The following is a 21,724-nucleotide window of genomic DNA, read 5'->3' on the forward strand; positions in this document are numbered from 1 at the left end:
CCGGCCTTCGCCGGGGAAGCTGTTGTGATTGTACCGCTAGCGAACCCTGAAACCGACCTACCCGGCAATCCTCCACCTCAGCGCTTGCGCGGCTCGGGACCGGCGAACGTCACCAGGCTCTCCGCCCCATCCGCGCCGACTGCGCCGACCCCGACGAACGTGTCGTCGACGATCACGTCCTTCAGCACCGTCGTGACCGCCGGGGCAGGCACCTCGACCACTTTCTGCCAGTCCTGCGCGTCGTTGCGGCGCAGATGCACGCGGTAGCGGACCGCGCCGACGACCGGCTGCCAGGTCACGGTGGTATCCGTCGCCACCGCACCCGCGATCGTCACGCCGTCGGGCGCGGCGGGGGCGGCCGCGAGGCGGCGGATCGTCGCGACGTTGATCGCGGTGACCTTCGCCAGATACGGGAAGTCCATCTTGTCGACCGTGTCGCCGTACGGGATGCCGTTCTCGGTGCGCAGGTCCTGATGTTGCTGCGTATAATTTTCGGCACCGACCGAGAAGCGCACCGCCGGGTAACCGAGCTTGAGGAACGGCTCATGGTCCCCGCCGCGCCCGAAGCGATCCGGGCGGCGATCGAGCATCACGTCGAGCCCGCCGGGGATCCCCTGCGCGACTCCGTCGATCGCCTTGGCGAGGCTGCGCGACGGGCCGTCGTCCTCGCCACCATTGCCGCGGCGGGCGATCTGCGCGGGCAAGTCCTCCGATGCCCGAATCCCTTCGGAAAAGACGCGGACCCGATCGGCGACGCGGACGCCGTTCTGCCCCACCGTATTACCGACGATATCGTTGTTGAGCATTGCCGAGACGGTCCAGCCGCGCTGCTTGGCGGTATCGGCGAGCAGCGACGCGCCCATCAGCCCCTGTTCCTCGCCCGAGAAGATCGCATAGACGATCGTGGCGCGGAACTTCTCCTTCGACAACAGGCGTGCGGCCTCAAGCACCAGCGCGACACCCGAGGCATCGTCGTTCGCGCCGGGCGCATCCTTGGTAATGTCCATCACATCGGTGACGCGGCTGTCGATGTGTCCGCCGACGATGATCACGCGCTTGGGGTCGAGCCCCTGCTGGAAGCCGAGCACGTCGACGATGTTGACGCCGTTGGGCGCGCGCGCATTGGTCATCGTCTGCGCGATATTGGCGACGGTGATGCAGCCGTGGCACGCGTCCGCAATGCGGGTGAGCTCGCCCCCCGCCCATTTGCGCGCCGCACCGATCCCGCGGACGGGGTCGTCGGGCGAGGAGAGCGTGTGCCGCGTGCCGAAGCTCACGAGCTTTTCGACGGTGGCTTTCAGGCGGGCGGGGTCCGGGACGGGCTGGGCCGCGTCCTTGGCGAACGCGGGGGTGGCAAGGATCGCGAGAGCGGCGAGGGGGGGGAGGAGCGAGCGCATCGCTGCATGGTGGCGGGGAAGTGCCAGCGCTTCAAGGGGTTGTGTGTGACGCCCGGGCGGCAATCATTGCGACCCTGGTGCGCCCGAGGAAATTGCAGGGCGCTCGAATGGTCGACGGCCGCTGTCCGCCCATTCCCAGACACGGCAGCGCCCAGCGGTGTCTTCACATTCATCGGGCATTCATCAAGTGCTTTCGACGTACGTCAAACCGTGCTATTTCGTGGCCCGTTCGAAGTCTAATCCTGAGGGGGCGGGCGTGAGGCGACTGTGGCAGATGCTGGACGATACGCCGCCGCCGCTGGTCGATCACGCTTGGGCCGGTTTTGCCGCAATGGTCGGGTGTGGCCTGGCGTTGTGCGTCACCGTGGCGTTCGACGTAGTGCTGGAGATCCAGCTTCCGTTCCTCTGGGGGATTGCCGCTGTCCTGCTGGTCACCTTTCTGACCGGCACGTTCGGCGGACTCGTCACTTCGGTCTCCAACCTGGTCGTTCAGGCGGTTATGGCCCTGACACTGCCGATGGCGCTGCTCACGTGGAAAAATATCGCCGTGGTCGGTTGCCTGTCGGCGTGTTTCGCCGTGATCGGGGGATGGCAACGCCAGAAACAAGCGCATCGCAATGTCTTTGCCGAGAAGCTTCGTATTCGCGAAGCCCATTTGCAGTCGATCTTCGACCACTTGCCCGCTCCGATCGTCATCGTCGATGCGGCAGGTTTCGTTCGGGCGATCAATGCCGCGGCCTGCGCCCTGTTCGACGTGCACGGCAATGCGGTGTTTGGTCGTCCGCTCGGTGATTTCGTCGTGGGACTTCCGACAGGGCAACGATCGCTTCGCCAGCTACTGCAGGACTTGTCGGCAGGTGATGGTGACCGCGCGATCAAGGCGACCGGATCGACTACGTCAGGTCGTGCGCTTCAGTTGCGATTGACCGCCTCCAGCGTCCCCTCGGCCGCTGGGCGCTGGCTGACGGTTCACTTGCAGGACGAAACCGAGGCGCTGGCTGCGGCCGCGCGGCTCGAGGACGTGCAGCGGCAGCTGCTGCACGTATCGCGGGCAACGGCGTTGGGTGAGCTGGGTTCTGCGATTGCGCATGAGCTCAATCAGCCCCTTGCGGCGATCGGCGCCTGTCTCGGTGCCGCGAAGATCGAGGTCGACCGGGCCACCATCGACCGCGGCCAGCTCACGGATGCGCTCGAGACATCGCTGGCGCATACGCTGCGTGCAGGAGCCGTCCTCAAGCGCTTGCGAGTCTTCGTGACACGCAAGCCAGAAGTACGACAGGTCATTGCCGTCGGGGCGATCATCAGCGAGTCGGTTTCGCTGGTGCAGTTCGCGGTGCGCGATGCCAGTGTTCGTCTGGTCGTGAATCTCGATCCTGATCTGGGGGCGGTCCTGATCGACCCGGTTCAGGTTCAGCAGGTTCTCTTGAACATGATCCGCAATGCGATCGAAGCCATGAGCGAAAGCGCGGTCCGTATGATCCGGGTCGAGGCGCGTGCGGGGTCGCGGAACGATGTCGTCATATCGGTTGTAGATACGGGGGCGGGCGTCGCACCCGACAGCGCGCTGGATGTGTTCGCGCCGTTCAAGTCGACCAAGAGCGATGGTCTGGGCGTCGGTCTGTCAATCGCCAAGACGATCGTCGAAACCTTGGGAGGCGAGATCGGATGCGAACCAAATTCGGGTGCCGGGATGCGCTTCTGGTTCAGCTTGCCACTTGCCGACGCGGGAGGAAGCAGACTTGCTGCATAGGCCGCGCATCTCGGTGATTGAGGATGACGTGGACGTTTGCCAATCGCTGGTGCGGTTGCTGGGCGCTGCCGGATTTGACGTTTCGGCCCATGCGTCCGCCGCGCATTTCCTGGACCAGACAAACGGTGTGTCGAGTGACTGTATCGTCAGCGACGTCCGCATGCCGGACGTTACCGGTCTCGAACTGCTCGCGCGCCTGAAGGCACGCGGACTCGAGACGCCGGTCATCCTGATTACGGGTCACGGCGACGTGCCGCTCGCGGTGCAGGCGATGAAGCTAGGCGCGCGGGACTTCATCGAAAAGCCGTTCGACCCCCAGGTCCTGATCGATGCTGTCCAGTCGTCGCTGACGTGCGACGGTAACCCGGAGGATAGCGCGATCGAGGGACATGCCCGGGCCGACGCGCAAGCGTTGATTACCCGCCTTTCCCGCCGGGAACGCCAGGTTTTGCAAGGCATCGTTGCCGGCCACCTCAACAAGCAGATCGCTCATGACCTGCGGCTGAGTGTCCGAACGGTCGAAGTGTATCGTGCTAGCATCATGACGAAGATCAACATTCACGGAACGTCGAACCTGGTCCGGATCGGGATGCTGGCAGGACTGCACAAGGCCCCGTCGTCGGGCCTAAAAACGAATGCGATACCCAATATGCCCGATGAAGGCGCGTTCGAACCGCGACCCTGTTAAGCGCTGGGTCGTGTAGCGTTGCCAGCTGAAATTGCCGCCGCACTCCGCCTCGAGTTCGGTATTGTGGGTCAGGCGCCACACGATGCGAACCGACGGTGCGAGGACTCGCTGATTACCCGTTTCGAGCCGCTGGTCACGCAGCGCGAGGCGCAGGCGCGGGGCGACCGTCAGGCGCGGGGCGATGGGCAGGCGTACGGTCAGATCGCCGGCGTAAAGGTGCGACCGCTGCAGGATGGCGGAGCGCAGACCGACCAACCAGGTGTCCCGCGGCATCCATAGCCCTTCGCCGATGGCCTGAACCCCGAAGGCAAACTCCGTGCCGGCGGCGGGGAACCCCGGTACACCGAACGATGCTGGCGAAGCGCTGGTATCGAACACGCTGCCGTCCACGATGATGTGCCACGCGGGAGACAGGTCTCGCGTATAGGTGACGCTGGCGGACCGCGTCAGCAGGGTCCGGTCGCGGGCGGCCTGCCGCAGCGCATCGGGCGCGAGCAGGTCGCGCACCACGTCGAGCGAGGGGGTGGACTGGCCAAGCGCGGCGTTGGTCAGCGCAAGCGTCGGCGCGTGGAACTGCTGCAGCAGGACCGTCACGTTCGACGTGCGGCCGAGCCGGATCGAGGCATTGACGAGCGCGGCGTCGAGCGTGGCAAAAGCGACGTCATAGTCGACCAGGCCGGAGATCGACAGAAGGCGGGACGTAAGACGTCCCTCGATCCCGACCGCCCGGCGATCGACCAGTCCTGCAGCGCGCTGGTCGAACCAGTAGACGCTGACCGCGCGCTGGCCGTTCGACGACGTCAGCTCGGCGCTCAGTCCGTAGAACGCGCGTGAGCGGTCGACCGACGTCTGCCGTTCCGACCATACTGGGAAACCGGCAACCGCGTTGAGCCGCACATTGGGTCTGAGATCCACCCCTGCGCGGACCCCGTCGAAGCGACCAAAGATGCCCGAGCCATAGCGGACCTGTCGTCCGATCCGGACGGACGCATTCCCATGATCGGTCGCGATGTCCAGATACAGCTGGTCGAGCAGATCGTACGACCCGCGATTGCGATCCGCACCTACCAGGATGACCGGGCGATATTCCGAGACATGACCGAAGGATGCGCGCGCTTCGATCCGGGTTGTACCGAGCGTCGCGCGACCGCTGATATCGGCGACGCTCAACAGTTCGTCGACATTGTCGCGAAGGTCCGGGTTGGTCGAGGCCGTAGCCGGCTGCGCGGAAAGGAACACGCTCTTGCTGCGGTCGTGCAGATAGAATTGCGACACGATACCCCGCAGCGACGCGCGGCTTGCCGCGGCGACGCTCGACCCTGGCGCTGCGGCCCTGGCGATCGGCGCGGTGCGATCACCCAGCGCGGCAAGACGCTGCCGCACGCGCGGCGCGCCTTCATCCTGCGGGAAACGCAGAAGATACGCCTGATAGACGGCCCGGGCATCGTCCTGGCTGCCAGCGCGCTCGCGCAGCAGGCCTACCAGCTCGCAGGCGCGGGGCATGTGCGGATCGCCCGGCTGTAGGACCAACGGGCTAAGCAGCGCCAGGGCCCGCGCCGTATCGCTGCTCCGGATCGCGTCTTCCGCATCCCGTTCCCGCGTCGCCGAGGCATTGACGTCGGGCACTGCCGCAGGCGTTTCCACCTGGGGCGCAAGCACGGTGCCGCGGCAGGCAGCGACGAGCGGGTCCGTCGACGGCGCCGCGACGGCTGCCGGCCGTTGCCAATCCGCGAGCGGCGCAGGGGCTGCGACGACCATCAGGCAAAGCCGCCGTGCGCGCGCCGGGTGTCGGGGCGAGCCGACGCGTGGATGCCAGGGAGCAGCAATTTCCAATGGACCGTGTCGTGACAATCCTCGCAGGTGTTGCTCGTCGCCGGATGCGTTGCGGTCTTGCCCGGGGCGGTGAAATTGTTGTGACATCGCACGCATCCGCCCAGCACGTCGGTATGGTCGAAACGCGACAGTCGCCAGTCCTGGACCGAATGACAGGTGTCGCACGAGAGCGCCGTCGGGATGTGTCGCGGGCCGCGCGCCTCGGCGAGGACTCCGTTGTGGCAGTCGCCGCAGCGTGGTGGCGTCCCCTTGAAGACGCCGCCGCGGTGACAGTCCTCGCATGCCACCCGTTCATGGCCACCCTCGAGCGGAAAGCCGGTCGCATAATGGTCCATCCGGTCGACAATCCCGTGCTTCCCGGGCACCTCGGCCACGACTGTGATCGAGAACAGCAGGGTCGCGAGGCAGAAGGCCACGAAGGATAGAGCTTTCATCGACGCCTCCGGATGTCGTCGGGCGACGACCGCTGTTGCGCGAGCTGCCAGCATTGCAGGACGGCGCCATGCAGACCGTCTGATGGACATTCCCGGGCCGGGGCGCGGCTCGCATTTGTCGACTCGAGACGGGCCGGGACCGTGGCCGGCAGGAACCCCTTGGTCGAATGGCATTGGGCGCATTGCTGGCCGAAAGCGCCATGGTGCGCATCGTCGGCGCGGTGGCAGCTGTAACAGCTCGGGTTGAGCTTGGCGGTGCGTGCGGCCACCCGGTGGCAGGCTGCGCAGGCAAGGCCCTGATGCTTGCCATCAAGGGCAAAACCGGTCTGGCGCGCATGATCGAACCGCCATCGATCCCAGCCGCTCGGGACATGGCATTGCGCACAGTCGGGCGCTTGGCCCAGACGGCCCTTGTGAAAGTCATCGGCATGGCAGGCGGCACAGGCCAGCCCCTTGGCGGTAAAGCTGCGATCGACGTGACACCGGATGCAGGGCGTCCGCGCGTGCTGCCCGAGCAAGGGGAACCGCGTCAGCCCATGGTCGAAGCCCAGCGCCTCGCGCCACCGTGCTTCGTTATGGCAACTCGCGCAATTGGGACCGAGACGCCCGCGATGCGGGTCGTCGGCGCGATGGCAACCGATGCAGGTGGAGGGCGGCTTGACCGAATGCAGCGGTCCGACGTGGCACGCGGTGCAGACGACGCCACGATGCGCGCCTTTCAGGGGCAATCGGGTCATCCGGTCGTGATCGAAATGGACGGACTGCCATTGGGTGGAGGCATGGCAGGTTGCGCAATCGGCGCCAAACTGACCGTGATGCACATCCTTGTTCGCATGGCAGGCGATGCAGGTCGTCGGTGGATGCCGTTGGGCCATGTTCTGGCCGTGACAGCCCACACAGCCGGCCGATGCGTGGGCACCGATCAGGGGGAAGCGCGTGTCGCGATTATGGTCGAACGTGGCGAGCTTCCATCCCGCCGGCGTGTGGCACGCGGCGCAATCGCTGCCGCGGGCACCGTGGTGGACGTCGTCGCTGCGGTGACAGGCGATGCAAGTTCGCGGCGTTCCGGCCAGCCGCCCGTTACCGTGGCACCCGGCGCAGGCCGTCCGGCGATGCAGGCCGATAAGGGGATAGCCGGTTCGCGCGTGATCGAACGCGTGGATCGTCTTCCACGATCGTGAATCGTGGCAGGACGCGCAGTCCTTTCCGAAGCGGCCGTGGTGGACATCCTGCTTGGCATGACACGCCGTGCATGCGCTGGGGGCGGCAGCGAACGCCAGGTGCGGGCGGTGACACGCATGGCAGGCGACCCCGCGATGCGCACCGGTCAGGGCGAAATCGCTGAGCCGATGATCGAAATGGTGCGGATCGAAATGGACGATGTCACCATGCGGACCGCGATGTTCCTGGTGGCACGCACTGCACCGGGCCGTTGCGATGGCGGAAACGCGGCCATGAAATCCGCGGTGGTCGGCGATATCGCGTCCGACCCGCGCGTGGCACGCGATGCAGGTCGTGTTCTGCGCCGCCTTCGCGAACGGCACGTGGCAGGCGAGACACCGGCCACGCAGGCTGGCGTGCGGCGCGCTGAGCGGACCCGGACTGACGACGCTTTCCAGAACCTGCCGGGTCACGATCGTGAACGCGGCAACCGCGACCAGCACGGCGAGCAGCGAGAGGATCAGCTGCCGTCGCATCAGTACAGATGCACGGCGATGACATGCGTGATCGCCGCCAGCACGAGAAAGCCGAACAGCGGAAGATGAAGGTGATGCCACAGCGCGAACAGCCGCTCGAATGCGCCATAGGTCGCGGCCTGCCGCACCGCGCGGAAATAGTCGTCCAGGTGGCGCGCGGCATCCCGCCGATGCTGCTGCAGGTCACTTTTCGACCAGTGTCGTTCGGCCGCGACGAGGACGAGGTGATGCTGGATCTCGTGGAGCAGCGTGCCTTGGCGCAACCGCATTGCCAGGGTGAGGGACAGCGCTTTTGCGATCGTGACCGGAAGCGATCCGCGGATATCGGCGGCACGCGACGCGAACGATGCGAGCTCCGGCATGATCGCATCGTCGGCATCCTCGCGGACCGCCGCGCGGGCGGTCATTATCGTGTCGGCCAGCTCGCTCGCCTCGACGTGCTGCAGCCGGTAGCCGCGATACAGATGGCCATGGAAATAGCGTCCGACGATCCCGCTACCCGCGACGATCAGCATCGCGGCAAGCGCGATGCCGCTGTTCAGCGCATCATAGGCGAACCGTGCGTGATACAGGATAGCGACCGGGCCAAGCAGCCCGAGCAGCATATGGAACCGAAACCAGAAACCGACCGATCCGGGAATGGCCTGTCCCAGCCGCTTACGGAGCGGATAGGCGAGCAGCACCAGCATCATCGCGGCGCCGATGATTCCCAGCCAGTATCCGACCCCGCTATCGGGCCGGATACCGAGATGGGCTCGGTTGCGGTATCCAACCAGCACGGCAGCGCCGACCGCGAGGCCGACGCTGCTCGGGATCCGGGCGGCCAACGCCTTTGGCAGGCGCCAGGACAGCGCAGGTCCGTCAGCGGTGAAAAAGGCAGATACGCGGGCAGGCACGAACACGCTCCTGTACGCCTGCGCCTGCCAGCACGGCCTTCGAACCATAAAGGAATGAGGGATTCGGGACAAGGAAGGTCCGGTGCGGACGTATCCTTCGAAAGTCTGAAACGGCCGCCAACCAGCGCGTTTTCCCCACCGCTCGACGATCGCAAGCGGCCGTTACGGACCCATTCAGCTGACTACGTATTTCTGCGGTATCGGCCCATCGAAGGGCGATGCGCCTAACAATTCGTCGAGAACATACCGTGACCGATTTCACGATTGGGCTTGCCTATGCGATGCCCGCCATACCGATCTGGGCCAGCTACGTGCTCACCCGGCAACGCCGCTCCGACCTCCACAAGGCCATTCGCGATGACGCGATCGACGCCGGCCTGATCGAGCCTCCCTCGCTCCATCCAGTCGTCGACCTCAATGCGTGCATCGGTTGTGGCGCATGCGTCCTGGCGTGTCCGGAGGGCAACGTGCTCGGGCTCATCGAGGACAAAGCCCATCTGATCGACCCGACCCGGTGCATCGGTCATGGTGCCTGCAAGACGGCATGCCCGGCCGACGCCATCGACCTGGTGTTCGGCACCGCAACCCGGGGCGTCGACATCCCCTATGTCGACCCCAGCTTCGAAACCAACGTGCCCGGCATCTACATCGCCGGGGAACTCGGCGGGATGGGGCTCATCCGCAATGCGATCGAGCAGGGCCGGCAGGCGATTGGCTCGATCGCTGCGGCAACGAAGCAGGACGACCGCACGGGCGACATGCTGGATCTGCTGATCGTGGGTGCGGGACCGGCCGGCATCTCGGCGAGTCTGGCGGCGCAACAGGCCGGGCTGCGGTGCGAAACGATCGAGCAGGACAGTCTGGGCGGAACCGTCGCGCACTACCCGCGCGGGAAAATCGCGATGACCGCGCCGGTCGAGCTGCCGGGCTATGGGACGCTCAACTTCCGCGAGATTTCCAAGGAGGACCTGATCGGGATCTGGACCAAGGTCGTCGACGAAGCCGGCGTGCCGATCGCCTATGAAGAACGCGTCCTGGAGATTGTCCCGCAGGGCGTCGGGTTCTCGATCGCGACGACGGCGCGGACCGTCCACGCCCGTCGCGTGCTGCTCGCCATCGGCCGGCGCGGAACGCCGCGCACGCTCGATGTGCCGGGCGAGGGGAAGACCAAGGTCGTCTATCGATTGATCGAACCAGAACAATATGTCGGGCGCTCCGTGCTGGTCGTCGGCGGCGGTGACAGCGCCATCGAAGCCGCCATCGCACTGGTCGATGTTCCGCGAACGACGGTGACCTTGATGCACCGCGGCGAGGCATTCGATCGGGCCCGAAAAAAGAACCGTGCCACGTTGGAAATGCTCGTGTCCGGGGGGCGGCTCGTTTGCTGCACCGGAACCAAGGTCCTGGAAATCGACGATCGGCATGTTGCGCTCGTCAATGCACGCGGGCGAGCGCAAATCGCGAATGATGACGTGATCGTATGCGCCGGGGGCGTGTTGCCGACCGAGTTCCTGCGGAAGGCCGGGGTTTCGGTCGAGCGGAAGTTCGGATCGCCCTGACGTCGACCCGGCCGGTCCGACACCAAAGATGGCCAGCACCCCGCCCGGCCACGAACATGCGATCGCCTGGGTCGGATCGCTTCGGTCAGAACAAGGGGGCTGCCATGGTCAGCAGGTTGTCGAACAGGCGGCGCAGCAGCGACCGCTCCGCGACGCCATCATGGTCGATCTCGACCGCATCGGCTAGCCACCGCCGCTGATGATCGCCGACCTCAGCCGCCAGCGTAGACGACTCGAACAGCACGTTATTCTCGAAATTCAGGTCGAGGCTGCGGCGATCCATGTTGGCGGAACCGACCAGCCCGAGCGCATCGTCGACGACCAATGTCTTGGCATGCAACAGGCCGCCGCGGAATTCGTAGATGCGGGCACCGGCCCGGGCGAGAACGGGGTAATAGGCGCGGCTGATCGCGCCCACGATCCGACTGTCGTTTCGCTGCGGAAAGACGATCGTCAATTCTACCCCGCGCCGCGCGGCGGCGACGATCGCGTTCAGCAGCGGAGGATCGGGCGCAAAATAGGGCGTCGTGATCACGGCCCGCTCGCGCGCCGCGGCCAGCACGGCGACGAAGATATCGGTCATCGTCGCATCGGGAGACAACGGCCCGGTTCCGACCGCAATGGCCGTGATCCCGCCGGGCAACGCGCCGGGGACTTCGGTTGCCAGGACCGGACGCATGTCTTCACCCGTCTCCGCCATCCAGGCCGAGGCGAAGATCAATTCCGCCTGCCGCGCGATCGGGCCTTCGTATCGAACCAGAATGTCGACCCACGGGGCAAACGTCCGTTTGGGCAGGAACGCCGGATCCGCGCAGTTCTGGCTGCCGCCCCAGGTCGCCCCGCCGTCGATCACGATGATCTTCCGGTGGTTTCGCAGATCGGTGCGGTGCCCGGCGAGGAAACCCAATCCGAGCGGAGCGGGCAGCGACGCGCAGAGCCGAGCGCCCGCATCGCGCATGCGCTTCCAGTGGCGGGAGCCAATGAGCGCGCGCGAGCCGATCGCATCGGCGACGATCCGACAAACGACACCCCGCCGCGCCGCACGACAGACCGCGTCGACAACCTTGGTGCCGTTGCCGTCGCTCAACCAAATGTAGAAGGACAGATGCACCGTCAGTGTCGCCGCATCGATATCCGCCACGATCGCGGTGATCGCCGCATCCGCCCCGGACGCGACGTGCGCCCGGTTGCCGGTCGAAACGGGCCATCGGCTCGCCGCTTCGCACGTGCGAAAGGCACCCGTGAAGGCCGGCGAAACCGGGCTGGTCGAGGCTGGCGGCGCGAAGGGGAGAAGCGCGTGGTAGCAATCCCGTGCACGCTTGCGGAATTTGCGCGAGATCCACCGTTCCCCGAACAGCACATACAGGACGGTCCCGACCCCCGGCAGCGCGACGAGGAGCAGGACCCATGCCGCGCGCGCGTAGGTGTCACGCCCTTCCAGCAAAATTGCGCGCAGGATCACGGCCAGGTGTATCGCGCCCAGCGTCAACCATACCGCCGTGTCGATACTGCTCACGTGTCGTCCGCGTTTCGCATGCCGGCGATCGGTAGGGCCGCGCCATGTTCCTGTTGGTCGCCACCTGGCTGCGCTTGCTCCCGGACAGACCGGCCCGACAGGATCGTTTCGAACCCGAACGCGGCGAGCGCGGTGATCGCACAGATCAGTGCGGACCCGAAAAGCGCGAACAGGACTTGCCCCGTGCCGGCGTTTCGCAGCGCACCCAGAAACAGCGTCAGGGCGGCGCAGCATGTCAGCGCGCCAGCCAGCGCCGCCAGCAAGACGGCAAGGTCGAGCGCGGCGGATCGAAGGCGCAGTCGCGCCAACTGCCGGGGATGGCTGGATGCGTCGCCTGCGAGGCGATCGACGCGGTCGGAAATCCGGCCAAGGCGGGTCGTGAACACGTTCAACAACGATGCGAGACCCGTCAGCAGGAAGATCGGGGTCAGCGCCAGTTGGACGACGTGCGCCGCGCCAGAGATATCGGTCGACCCAAACATTCGTCCCTCATGCCCGGCTGGCCTCGACAAGGAAAGAGCGTTGCATGAGGCGCCTGGCCTTGCTCGTCGAGCGCCGGTCGGTCCCCTCGTCCGCGCATCGATGATGGCACCGTGGTGAAAGACGCGGATTAGGAATCCCTAACGTGACGCGCCGGAGCGGCTGCGCCAGAAGGCCGTACCCGTCATCCTGGAGACTGCAATGCCCCGCAAATTGCTTCTTGCCTCGCTCGCCGTTGCGACCATGCCGCTCTCGGTCGCGGCGACGTCTGCACCCACGTATACGGTCGCCCAGTCCATTGCGGGGCCCGATGGCTCCTGGGACTATGCCCGCGCCGATGAGGACGGCACGCATGTTTATGTCGCGCGCAGCACGAGCGTTACGGTGATCGATACTGCGACCGGCAAGGTCTCCACGCTCGGCACGGTGCAACGTGGGCACGCGGTCGTTCCCCTGCGCGGCGGCAAGCTGCTCGTGACGAGCGGGACCGACGGCACGGTGCGGTTGTTCGATACCCGGTCCGGCGCGCAAACCGCCAATATCGTGGTCGGCAAGAAGCCCGATGCCGCCATCCTCGACGCCAGCGGCGCGCATGCGTTCGTGATGAACGCGGACAGCGGCACCGTGTCCGTAATCGACCTTGCAGCGGCCAAAGTGACCGGGACGATCAGCGTGAAGCCCGCCCTCGAATATGCGGCATTCGGATCGGACGGAACGCTCTTCATCAACAACGAAGACTCCGACGAGATCGAGACGGTCGATGTCACGCGCGGAGTCATGGGGAAGGCGATCGCCCTCCCGGGCTGCAAGGCGCCGACCGGCCTCGGGTACGACGTTGCGCATGGCCGGCTGATCGCCGCGTGCGCCAATGGCAAAGCCGCGATCGTCGACGCGCGTTCGCGCCGGTTGACGGCGCTGGTCGATATCGGCGTCGGGCCGGATGCAGTGATCATGGACGAGGCACGCGGGCTCGCGTTCGTCCCGTGCGGCAAGGACGGCGTGCTCGATATTCTCTCGATCAGTGGCAGCGTCGTGACGCATGCCGGCGCCGTCAAGACCGAGGTCGGGGCGCGGACCGGCGCGCTCGATCCGAAAACGGGGGCGATCTACCTGCCCACGGCCAAGTTTGACGCTCCTGCCGCGGGCGGCGGCCGGCCCGCGATGGTGCCCGGGTCCTTTCACGTATTGGTGGTCAAGCGCGCCTGACGCGCGTGCGGGGCGGCGGTGGCACGGTGGTTGCTGTCGCCCCGCCGGTCCATCGCACGAGCCCCGGGCAGGAAGAGCACGCCAATGGTGTTAGAACCCCACGCCGTTCGTTCTGGGCGCCGTCGTGGTTGGTGATCGGGCACGCGCGACGGCAATTTCCAGTATGGACAGGCAAAGGACCGAAGCGCTCAAGATTGTTTCTTGCCAACCTTAGGAAAGAACGGCCCGAAGTCCCAATCCTGTAACAATAAATCCCCACCCGAAGAGAACCGGGAGCGTCGAAAAAGCGCGGTCATTGGACCGCTCAACGCAAGGATTGGGGATAACATTATGAAAACCAGGACGTTGTCGCTGTTTCCGACGGCGGTGTTCGCGTTTCTCCCGCTCGGCGCGCAAGCGCAGACCGTCGCGGAGTCGGCCCCGGGACCGGATAACGATATCGTGGTCACGGCAACCCGCGCGTCCAAGAATGCGCGCGCAGAGGAGAAAGCGGCGCCCAATCTGATCAACGTTCAGGCCGCCGAAGACATTGTCAAATATCCCGATTTCAATGCCGCCGAAGCGTTGGGCCGCGTTCCCGGCGTCAGTCTCGCGATCGACACCGGCGAAGGACGCTTCGTCAACATCCGTGGCATCGACGGCAACCTGAACGGGACGACGTTTGGCGGCGTGACCCTGCTCAATACCCAACCCGGCGGGACGTATTTCGGCGGCGGCGGCCGTGCCGTCGAACTCGACACCGTGCCGATCGGTGCCGTCGATCGGCTCGTCGTCCGCAAGAGCGGCCTGCCTGATCAGGAAGCGGAAGGCCTCGGCGGCTCGGTCGAACTGACGCCACGCACCGCGGTTGGCCTGCACAAACCGTTCGTCGAAGGGACGATTGGCGGTGGCTATCAAAGCGCGCACAAGAACGGCGACGTGTTCATCGGCGAGGCCGCCGCCGGCACGGCCTTCGGCCCTGACAAGCAGTTTGCCATCGTGCTGACCGGCTCGTTCCACACCGACAAGCGCGGCTTCGACGATGTCGAGCCGGGGTTGCTCGATGCCGTCCAACCGGGCGCGCCGGGCGACAGGGTGCTCGATGCGCTCGACCTGCGGCGCTATTCGTACAATCGCCGCCGCTTCGGTTTCGGGGGCGAGCTGGACTGGAACCCGGACGCGCAGAGCCATTATTACATTCGCGCCAACGACGCTGGCTATACCGAGTCGGTGCACCGCTCGATCCTGCAATATCGGGGGTTGGGTGATACGATCGCGACGAGTGGCAACGTCATCACCGCTTCCGGTGTCGACGCGCGCGTGACGCTTCGCGACGAGCAGGAAACCCATCTGAACTTCATCGCCGCCGCCGGTGGTCGTAACGATTTCGACAAGCTGATCGTTGATTATCAGTTTTCCTATACTGCCTCGACCTATCACCGGGACTATGATCGCAATTCGACCTTCACCCGCCCCGGACGACCGACCTTCACGGTTGCCTATGACAATATCACGGGATTGTACCCGACGCTGACGCCGACCGGCTTCAACCCCAGTGATCCGACACAGTTCACGCTCACCGGCGCCAACAATGCCACCGAGCGGGCGCACGATCGCGAATATGCAGCCGTGCTGAACGTCACCGTGCCAACCACGTTGCTCGGCGGAGACGGTCGGTTTCAGGTCGGTGGGAAGCTGCGTTTTCGCGACAAGATCGATCAGCCCAACAACGTGAGCTATGCCGGCGTGCCTACGACGCCATTGAGCGCGGTACTCGGGGGCGGTCCGTACACCGACTATTATAACGGAACCTACAACGTCGGATATGCGCCGAGTATCTTGGCAATGCGCGCGGTATTGGCACCGCTGGCGCAATTCACCAGTGCCGCGAATGCGCAACGCAATGCGCAAGGTTTCTTCAACGATACCGAGAATGTCTACGCCGGGTATGCGCAATATTCCGGCACGTTCGGGAAGCTCGGCGTTCTGGCCGGGGTGCGCGTGGAAAACACCGACGGTACGTATCGCGGAACCACGATCGCGGACGGCAACGTCTTCACGCCCGCGTCGCGGAAGTCCCGCTATACCAACGTGTTCCCTACGGTACAGCTGCGCTACGAGCTGATGCCACAGGTGATCGCGCGCGCGACCTATTCAACCGGCATCGGTCGCCCTGGCTTCCTTCAGCTTCTGTCGGGCGCGGTCATCGATACCGGCAATCTCGCGGTGTCGGTCGGCAACCCCGGTCTGAAACCCACCACCGTCAACGCGTTCGACGCGCAGCTCGAATATTACATGGCGGATTCCGGGATCCTGTCGGTCGGTGGGTTCGACAAGGAATTCAACAACTATATCGTCAACAATCTCCAGCAGAATACGACATATGTCGACGCTGGCGGCACCTCCTATGCGGGGTATGACGTAACGAGCTACACCAACGTCAAATCGTCGCACGCGCGTGGTATCGAGGCGCAGTACAACCAGAAACTGAGCTTTCTGCCCGCGCCGTTTGATGGCTTCGGTGTCCTGGGCAACGTCACCTATGTCTGGTCGCAGTTCGCGATCCGCCCGGGGGAGGGCAGCCGGCTCCCGGGCACTTCTCCGCTGACCTACAACCTCGCCGCTTATTATGAGGCGCACGGGCTTCAGCTGCGCCTGTCGCTCAGCCATGTCGATGCCGCGATCTTCGGTGTCGGCGGCGGCAGCGGGTTCGATACGTTCGAGGACCAGCGGACGCAGCTGGACCTGACGTCTTCCTATCAGGTGACGCGCAACATGGCGGTATATTTCAACGCGAAGAACCTGAACAATTCGCCGCTGCGCTACTATGAGGGGTTGTCAAACCGCACGACCCAGCGCGAATTTTACGATCAGAGCTACGAGGCTGGCTTCCGGTTCAAGTTCTGATCGTCACGCCGCTGCCGTGTTCGAACGCACCGTAGCGCGGTGCGGACGAACCGGCAGCGCCCTCTCGATCCCTACGGGGACGGTGGGGCACCGGTCCGCGCACCTTTCCGCCCGGATAGATGTCGGCTGAGCATCGCGACTTGGATTTACCGTTGCCTCCGTCCACAAGACCGGCAGTCGTGGATGTCGGGACAGAAGATTTTGAAAGATCGAGCCATTCGGATGCAGGCGGATGGGGTAACGACCCTGGACGCGCCGATCGTCGCAGCCGTGATAGAAGCGTCGATCGCCCCGGCCCCCGCATTACGGCCCGAAGAGCCCTATGCCCGGGACGAGCTGCTGCACGAACTGTTTGACGCGCAAGGCGTGCATCGCGGAACGGCGCCGGCGCTGGAGCTCATCGGCGCCAGCGAGGAATATGGGCGCAGCACGACGTGGACTTATGACACGCTGGCGCGCCGTAGTCTGGCGTTGGCGCACCGGCTGCGGGCGCTCGGCATCGGCTGTGGTGATCGCGTGGTGCTATGCCTGCCGCGCGGTCTCGATCAGTATATGGCGATCCTGGGCGTGCTGCGCGCCGGGGCCGCCTATGTCCCGGTCGACTGGGGGTATCCGCAGGACCGCATCGATTTCATCGTCGAGGATAGTGGTGCGAAGCTGACGCTGACCGTCGCGGCGCGCGCAGCGAGCATGGCCGGGGCGACGTTCGCGATCGATGCGGAACTGGGCGACCTCGCCGCCGAACCGGTGGCACCGCTCGCGCGGGCCGAGACCGGCGCGACGCCGGGCGATCTGGCCTACATCATCTACACCTCCGGTACGACCGGGCGGCCCAAGGGGGTGATGATCACCCATGCGAATGCCTGCCATCTCGTCCGATCGGAAAGCGCGATCCTGGCGCTCGATCCAAGTGACGTCGTGTTCGGGGGCTTCAGCCTTGCCTTCGACATGTCGGTCGAGACGATGTGGAGCGCGTTCTTCGTGGGCGCCAAGCTGCTCGTTGCGACAGAGTCGCTGGCAACCAGCGGTCCCGACGTCGCGGTGGCGCTCGCCGATGCGGGGGCGACGATCTGGCACGTCGTGCCGTCGCTCATTGCCTTGGTCGAGCATCCCGTTCCGACGCTCCGGCTGATCAACATGGGCGGCGAGGCGTGCCCGCCCGATCTGCCGCGTCGGCTGGCGCGGCCGGGGCTGCGGTTGCTCAACACCTACGGCCCGACCGAAACCTCCGTCACCGCGACCTGGACCGAGGTCCAGCCCGGCCAGCGCATTACGATCGGCAAGCCATTGCCCGGCTATACCGCGTGGATCGTCGACGAAACGCTCCATCCGGTGCCGGCGGGGCAGGAGGGGGAGCTGATTATCGGTGGACCGGGCGTCGGCTTAGGCTACGTCAATCGGCCCGATCTGACCGCCGAGAAGTTCACCCACACGCCGTTCGATACGGTGTCGGGCGGTCCGGAGCGGGTGTATCGCTCGGGCGATCTGGTGCGCCTCGACGCGGCGGGCGACATCGATTTCGTCGGCCGGATCGACACGCAGGTGAAGATCCGCGGATTCCGCGTCGAACTCGCCGAGATCGAAGCGGTGATCGGCGAAGCACCCGGCGTCGCGCAGGCCGTCGTACAGCTCTTTGCCGATCCCGATGGCGCGGAATTCCTTGCCGCGTTCGTCGTCGCGCGGACGGGGGAGACGGCGGATGTCGCCGATCTCAAGACCCGCGTTGCCGAACGGCTGCCCAATTACATGCGGCCCGCCGCCTATCAGCTGCTAGCCGCCTTGCCGACGTTGCCCGCATCCGGGAAGGTCGATCGCAAGGCGCTGATCAAGCCCGAGCTTATCGTCGATGCCGATCGTGCGATTGCCGCCCCGGCGACACCGCTCGAGGAACAGTTGCACCGTGTTTGGGCCGAGGCGTTCGCACCGCAGCCGGTCTCGGTGCTCGATGACCTGTTCGAAGACCTTGGGGGGCATTCGCTCAAGGCCGCACGGCTCGTGTCTGCCGCGCGGAAGGTCCCGGGGTTGCAGGGGCTGTCGCTGGAGGACGTGTACGCTGCTCCCACGATCCGCGCGCTGGCGCTGCGGATCGGTGGGGCAGCACCGGTGACGGTGCAACATGCCGGGACGTTCGTGCGGATCGCGCCCTGGAAGCGGCACCTGTGCGTCGCCGCGCAGACCATCGCCCTGCTACCGATTTATGCGCTCGCCGGCCTGCAATGGTTCTCGCCCTATATCGCCTATACCCATCTCGCCGGGCGGATGGACCGGATCAGTGCGCTGGTTCTGAGCGCCGCCTTTTTCACGATCGTGCCGATCGCCACGATGCTGCTGTCCGTCGTCGCCAAATGGGTCATCATTGGTCGCTTCAAGGCCGGGGATTATCCGCTGTGGGGCGGCTATTATTTCCGCTGGTGGCTGGTTCGGCGGATCATCGGCGTCACGGCGACGCCCTATCTGGCCGGAACGCCGATGATCCGCGGCTATTACCGCATGCTGGGCGCGAAGGTCGGCAAGCGCGCCTATATCGGCACTGGCATCATCGATACCGCAGACCTGTTTGAAGCAGGGGACGACGCGATCATCAGCGATCAAGCGGTGATCGCCACCAGCTCGGTCGAGCGGGGAATGCTGCGCCTGGGCACGGTGACGCTCGGGGCAGGAGCGTTTGTCGGTTCGCAGGCGGTGGTCGGTCGCAACGCCGTCCTCGGCGAGGATGCCGTGCTCGACGACATGTCGGCCTTGCCGGCCGAAATGACCGTACCGCCACGCCAGCGCTGGACGGGGTCGCCAGCTGCCGTTGCGGGGGCCGTGCCCGCGCGTCCGACGCGACGTCGCCGCGAGGCGCCCGCGGCGACGCTCGGCCTGCTGATCGGCGCGCTGCTCCTGCCGATCATCGCGATCCTGCCGATCGCACCTGGGCTGATCGCGCTCATGGAGCTCGACTGGGCAACCACCGGCTATGCCTATGTCCTCGTCTCGCCGCTGCTCGCGATCACCTATGTCGTGATGATGTGCGTCCTGACGGTGGCGGCGAAGCGGTTGATTCTCGGCAAGGTATCGGCGGGGACGTATGCACTCGATAGCGGCTTCTACGTTCGCTACTGGCTCGTCAAACAGATCAACGACCTGGCGCTGCGGCTGCTCCACCCCATCTTCGCGACCCTCTATGTCATCCCATGGTATCGTGCGCTCGGCGTCACCGTCGGACGGCGCGCGGAAATCTCGACGGCGAGTGCGATCGTTCCCGATCTGGTCGAGATCGGGCCGGAAAGCTTCATCGCCGACTCCGTCATCTTCGGGGCAGCAAGGATCGGTCATGGCACGATCGAACTGGCGCAGACGCGGATTGGCCGGCGCAGCTTCATCGGCAATTCGGCCCTGTTGCCGAGCGGTGCACAGATTGGTGACGAGGTGCTGATCGGCGTGCTGTCCAAGCCGCCCGAGGACCCGGCCGATGCGCTGGAGACCGGCAGCACTTGGTTCGGATCGCCGGCCATCAAGCTTCCAGTGCGGCAGGTCGCGACGATGTTCGATGAGGGCGCCCGCTTCAATCCGTCACGCGGGCTGATCGCGACGCGGCTATCGATCGAGGCGGTCCGGACGACCCTGTCGCTGACCGCGTTCCTCGTCTTCTTCAGCCTGTTGTTGTCCGTCGTCGGCGATCTCGACGATCTCGAACGCGGCGGGTTGGTCATCGGACTGGCGTTCCCCTTCCTGTATGTCGGTTTCTGCCTGGCCTGCGGCGCGTTCGTACTCGCGCTGAAATGGACGGTGGTGGGGCGCTACAAGGTGACCACCGCGCCGCTGTGGAGCCCGTTCGTCTGGCGCACCGAACTCGTCACCGCCACCTACGAGAATCTTGCGGTCGCCAATTTGCTCGAGCCGTTGCGCGGCACACCGTGGATCGGCGTCTACCTGCGGCTGATGGGCGCAAAGGTCGGCAAGCGCTGTTACATCGACACGACCGATTTGACCGAACACGATCTCGTGACGATCGGAGACGATGTTGCGCTCAACGACTTTGCAGGGCTGCAGACCCATCTGTTCGAGGACCGGGTGATGAAGGTCGGGGCGATCCGCATCGGTGATCGCGCAACGATCGGATCGCTGGCGATCGTTCTCTACGACGCCGAGATCGGAGCGGACGCGCAGCTTGGCGATTTGTCGGTGGTGATGAAGGGCGAGACCTTGCCCGACGGTACCAATTGGGAGGGCAGTCCGGCCCGGATCGCGAACGAGGCATGACCCCGCTGTGGCATGACGGTCCGCTTGCGGCGCTACCCGAGGGCGCCGCACCGGTGGTGTGGCGGGTGCCCGATGCGGGGCCGACCGCGCGCCATACGCTCGCCTGTGCGCTCGTTGCGCGACGGGCCGAATTGAGCGCCGGCGTCGTCCAGCTTGCCCGCAGTCCCGCGGGGGCACCGCGCGTGGCCAGTCCACCCGGCTGGTACATCGGGCTGTCGCAACGCGGCGGCCGGTCGCTGATTGCGGTCGCGCTGCGACCGATTGCGGTTGACCGCGAGGTGGTCGACGGCGTGGCCCCGCTATGGGACATGCTCAGCGCGGGCGAAGCGACCGCGCTGCGGAAGCTGGACCGCAGCGACCAGCCCCGCGCGTGGTTGCGTCGGTGGACGATCAAGGAGGCGCATGCCAAGCTTATTGGCGAGCCGCGCCGTCTCACTCCCGAAATGATCGAGACCAGCATCCTCGATCGCGTTCACGCAAGCGCCGTGTGTGAAGGACGGTCGCGCTGCTGGACCCGCGATACCGGGGATGCCATCGAAACGGTCGCGATGTGGGATGAAGCAGCATGAGCAGGATCGAGGTTCGCGACTATACGGAAACGGACCGTTCCGCGGTGCTGGCCATTTTCGATACAAACCTGCCCGAGTATTTTGGGGCAGGCGACCGCGACTGGTTGCAGGAGACGCTCGACGAGCCCGACGGTCCCGCGCTCATCGTCACGGTGGATGGCGAGGCGGCGGCGTTTGGCGGCTATGAGGTCTGGGACCATTACAACAAGGCGCTGCTCTATTGGGGGATGGCCGCGCGGCGGTATCACCGCAGCGGCCTCGGTCGCTTGCTGGTGTTCGAGCGGTTGATCCACGTCATCCGTCACGCCGATCCAGCCACGCGGTACGTGACCGTCGATACATCGCCCCTGGTCGCGCCGTTCTTCGAACGTTGTGGCTTCGAGCCGACGGCTGTGTGGCCGGAAGGGTATCGCTCCGGGATGACGATGCACGAACTGCGCTTCGACCTCGCGCAAGCCACGCTGTCGGACCTCACGGCCCGGCGGGACGACGCTTTGCAGCGGGCAATCGCAAAGCTCGGCACCGCCTGAACGGTAGACCCTGCGTACCTGCCGTTTCGTTCTTTCGT

Annotated in this window: 15 protein-coding genes; 8 read left to right on the forward strand and 7 right to left on the reverse strand. The window is 65.5% G+C overall.

Annotated features, from left to right (window positions below):
* Positions 1-77 precede the first annotated feature (77 nt).
* Complete coding sequence (locus L8G49_RS11610; protein WP_242138853.1) at positions 78-1,397, reverse strand: M20/M25/M40 family metallo-hydrolase; 1,320 nt, start codon at positions 1,395-1,397, stop codon at positions 78-80.
* Positions 1,398-1,671: 274 nt separating this feature from the next.
* Between L8G49_RS11610 and L8G49_RS11615 the strand changes: the two genes are divergently transcribed.
* Positions 1,672-3,147 carry an ATP-binding protein gene (locus tag L8G49_RS11615; RefSeq protein WP_242185826.1) on the forward strand — a complete coding sequence of 492 codons (1,476 nt, stop codon included), beginning with the start codon at positions 1,672-1,674 and terminating at the stop codon, positions 3,145-3,147.
* A complete protein-coding gene (locus L8G49_RS11620; protein WP_242185828.1) occupies positions 3,113-3,835 on the forward strand; it encodes a response regulator in 723 nt (240 codons plus the stop codon). Before L8G49_RS11615 ends, L8G49_RS11620 begins: the two co-directional genes overlap by 35 nt.
* Here L8G49_RS11620 and L8G49_RS11625 read toward each other — a convergent pair.
* The 4 genes from L8G49_RS11625 to L8G49_RS11640 are packed head-to-tail and all read right to left on the reverse strand — an operon-like array spanning position 3,773 to position 8,695.
* Positions 3,773-5,593: a hypothetical protein gene (locus L8G49_RS11625; protein ID WP_242185830.1), complete on the reverse strand. Its 1,821-nt coding sequence runs from the start codon at positions 5,591-5,593 to the stop codon at positions 3,773-3,775. The two genes, L8G49_RS11620 and L8G49_RS11625, sit on opposite strands and share 63 nt — an antisense overlap.
* Positions 5,593-6,102: a hypothetical protein gene (locus L8G49_RS11630; RefSeq protein ID WP_242185832.1), complete on the reverse strand. Its 510-nt coding sequence runs from the start codon at positions 6,100-6,102 to the stop codon at positions 5,593-5,595. Before L8G49_RS11630 ends, L8G49_RS11625 begins: the two co-directional genes overlap by 1 nt.
* Positions 6,099-7,799: a cytochrome C gene (locus tag L8G49_RS11635; protein WP_242185835.1), complete on the reverse strand. Its 1,701-nt coding sequence runs from the start codon at positions 7,797-7,799 to the stop codon at positions 6,099-6,101. The genes L8G49_RS11630 and L8G49_RS11635 overlap by 4 nt, the downstream gene beginning before the upstream one ends.
* Positions 7,799-8,695 (reverse strand): hypothetical protein, encoded by an 897-nt coding sequence (locus L8G49_RS11640; RefSeq protein ID WP_242185836.1) that lies wholly within the window; start codon positions 8,693-8,695, stop codon positions 7,799-7,801. Before L8G49_RS11640 ends, L8G49_RS11635 begins: the two co-directional genes overlap by 1 nt.
* 248 nt (positions 8,696-8,943) lie before the next feature.
* On the opposite strand from L8G49_RS11640, the gene L8G49_RS11645 reads away from it, so the two are divergent.
* Positions 8,944-10,254: an NAD(P)-binding domain-containing protein gene (locus L8G49_RS11645; protein WP_242185838.1), complete on the forward strand. Its 1,311-nt coding sequence runs from the start codon at positions 8,944-8,946 to the stop codon at positions 10,252-10,254.
* 85 nt (positions 10,255-10,339) lie between these two features.
* Here the strand turns inward: L8G49_RS11645 and cls are convergent, their stop codons facing one another.
* Together cls and L8G49_RS11655 are read right to left on the reverse strand one after the other, a co-directional pair.
* The gene (gene cls, locus L8G49_RS11650; protein WP_242185840.1) at positions 10,340-11,770 is read right to left on the reverse strand and encodes a cardiolipin synthase; all 1,431 of its coding nucleotides are present in this window, start codon (positions 11,768-11,770) and stop codon (positions 10,340-10,342) included.
* Positions 11,767-12,252: a DUF2721 domain-containing protein gene (locus L8G49_RS11655; RefSeq protein WP_242185842.1), complete on the reverse strand. Its 486-nt coding sequence runs from the start codon at positions 12,250-12,252 to the stop codon at positions 11,767-11,769. Before L8G49_RS11655 ends, cls begins: the two co-directional genes overlap by 4 nt.
* A 199-nt stretch (positions 12,253-12,451) precedes the next feature.
* On the opposite strand from L8G49_RS11655, the gene L8G49_RS11660 reads away from it, so the two are divergent.
* From L8G49_RS11660 to L8G49_RS11680, 5 genes are all read left to right on the forward strand, one after another.
* On the forward strand, positions 12,452-13,456 hold the full coding sequence (locus tag L8G49_RS11660; RefSeq protein ID WP_242185844.1) for a YncE family protein: 1,005 nt from the start codon (positions 12,452-12,454) through the stop codon (positions 13,454-13,456).
* Between the two features lie 330 nt (positions 13,457-13,786).
* Positions 13,787-16,342 (forward strand): TonB-dependent receptor, encoded by a 2,556-nt coding sequence (locus L8G49_RS11665; protein ID WP_242185847.1) that lies wholly within the window; start codon positions 13,787-13,789, stop codon positions 16,340-16,342.
* A 201-nt stretch (positions 16,343-16,543) separates the two neighbouring features.
* The gene (locus tag L8G49_RS11670) at positions 16,544-20,587 is read left to right on the forward strand and encodes a Pls/PosA family non-ribosomal peptide synthetase (RefSeq protein WP_242185849.1); all 4,044 of its coding nucleotides are present in this window, start codon (positions 16,544-16,546) and stop codon (positions 20,585-20,587) included.
* Positions 20,584-21,156, forward strand: a complete 573-nt coding sequence (locus tag L8G49_RS11675; RefSeq protein ID WP_242185850.1) for a 4'-phosphopantetheinyl transferase superfamily protein — start codon at positions 20,584-20,586, stop codon at positions 21,154-21,156. The genes L8G49_RS11670 and L8G49_RS11675 overlap by 4 nt, the downstream gene beginning before the upstream one ends.
* A complete protein-coding gene (locus L8G49_RS11680) occupies positions 21,153-21,686 on the forward strand; it encodes a GNAT family N-acetyltransferase (protein WP_242185852.1) in 534 nt (177 codons plus the stop codon). The genes L8G49_RS11675 and L8G49_RS11680 overlap by 4 nt, the downstream gene beginning before the upstream one ends.
* The last annotated feature ends 38 nt before the right edge of the window (positions 21,687-21,724 follow it).

Origin of the sequence: Sphingomonas sp. CARO-RG-8B-R24-01 (genome assembly GCF_022662295.1) — a bacterium.
Classification (GTDB): domain Bacteria; phylum Pseudomonadota; class Alphaproteobacteria; order Sphingomonadales; family Sphingomonadaceae; genus Sphingomonas.

Coding starts and splice junctions, on each gene's coding strand:
- L8G49_RS11610 (WP_242138853.1), bottom strand. CDS start 1,397: ATGCGCTCGCTCCTCCCCCCCCTCGCCGCTCTCGCGATCCTTGCCACC.
- L8G49_RS11615 (WP_242185826.1), top strand. CDS start 1,672: ATGCTGGACGATACGCCGCCGCCGCTGGTCGATCACGCTTGGGCCGGT.
- L8G49_RS11625 (WP_242185830.1), bottom strand. CDS start 5,593: ATGGTCGTCGCAGCCCCTGCGCCGCTCGCGGATTGGCAACGGCCGGCA.
- L8G49_RS11630 (WP_242185832.1), bottom strand. CDS start 6,102: ATGAAAGCTCTATCCTTCGTGGCCTTCTGCCTCGCGACCCTGCTGTTC.
- L8G49_RS11635 (WP_242185835.1), bottom strand. CDS start 7,799: ATGCGACGGCAGCTGATCCTCTCGCTGCTCGCCGTGCTGGTCGCGGTT.
- L8G49_RS11655 (WP_242185842.1), bottom strand. CDS start 12,252: ATGTTTGGGTCGACCGATATCTCTGGCGCGGCGCACGTCGTCCAACTG.
- L8G49_RS11660 (WP_242185844.1), top strand. CDS start 12,452: ATGCCCCGCAAATTGCTTCTTGCCTCGCTCGCCGTTGCGACCATGCCG.
- L8G49_RS11665 (WP_242185847.1), top strand. CDS start 13,787: ATGAAAACCAGGACGTTGTCGCTGTTTCCGACGGCGGTGTTCGCGTTT.
- L8G49_RS11675 (WP_242185850.1), top strand. CDS start 20,584: ATGACCCCGCTGTGGCATGACGGTCCGCTTGCGGCGCTACCCGAGGGC.
- L8G49_RS11680 (WP_242185852.1), top strand. CDS start 21,153: ATGAGCAGGATCGAGGTTCGCGACTATACGGAAACGGACCGTTCCGCG.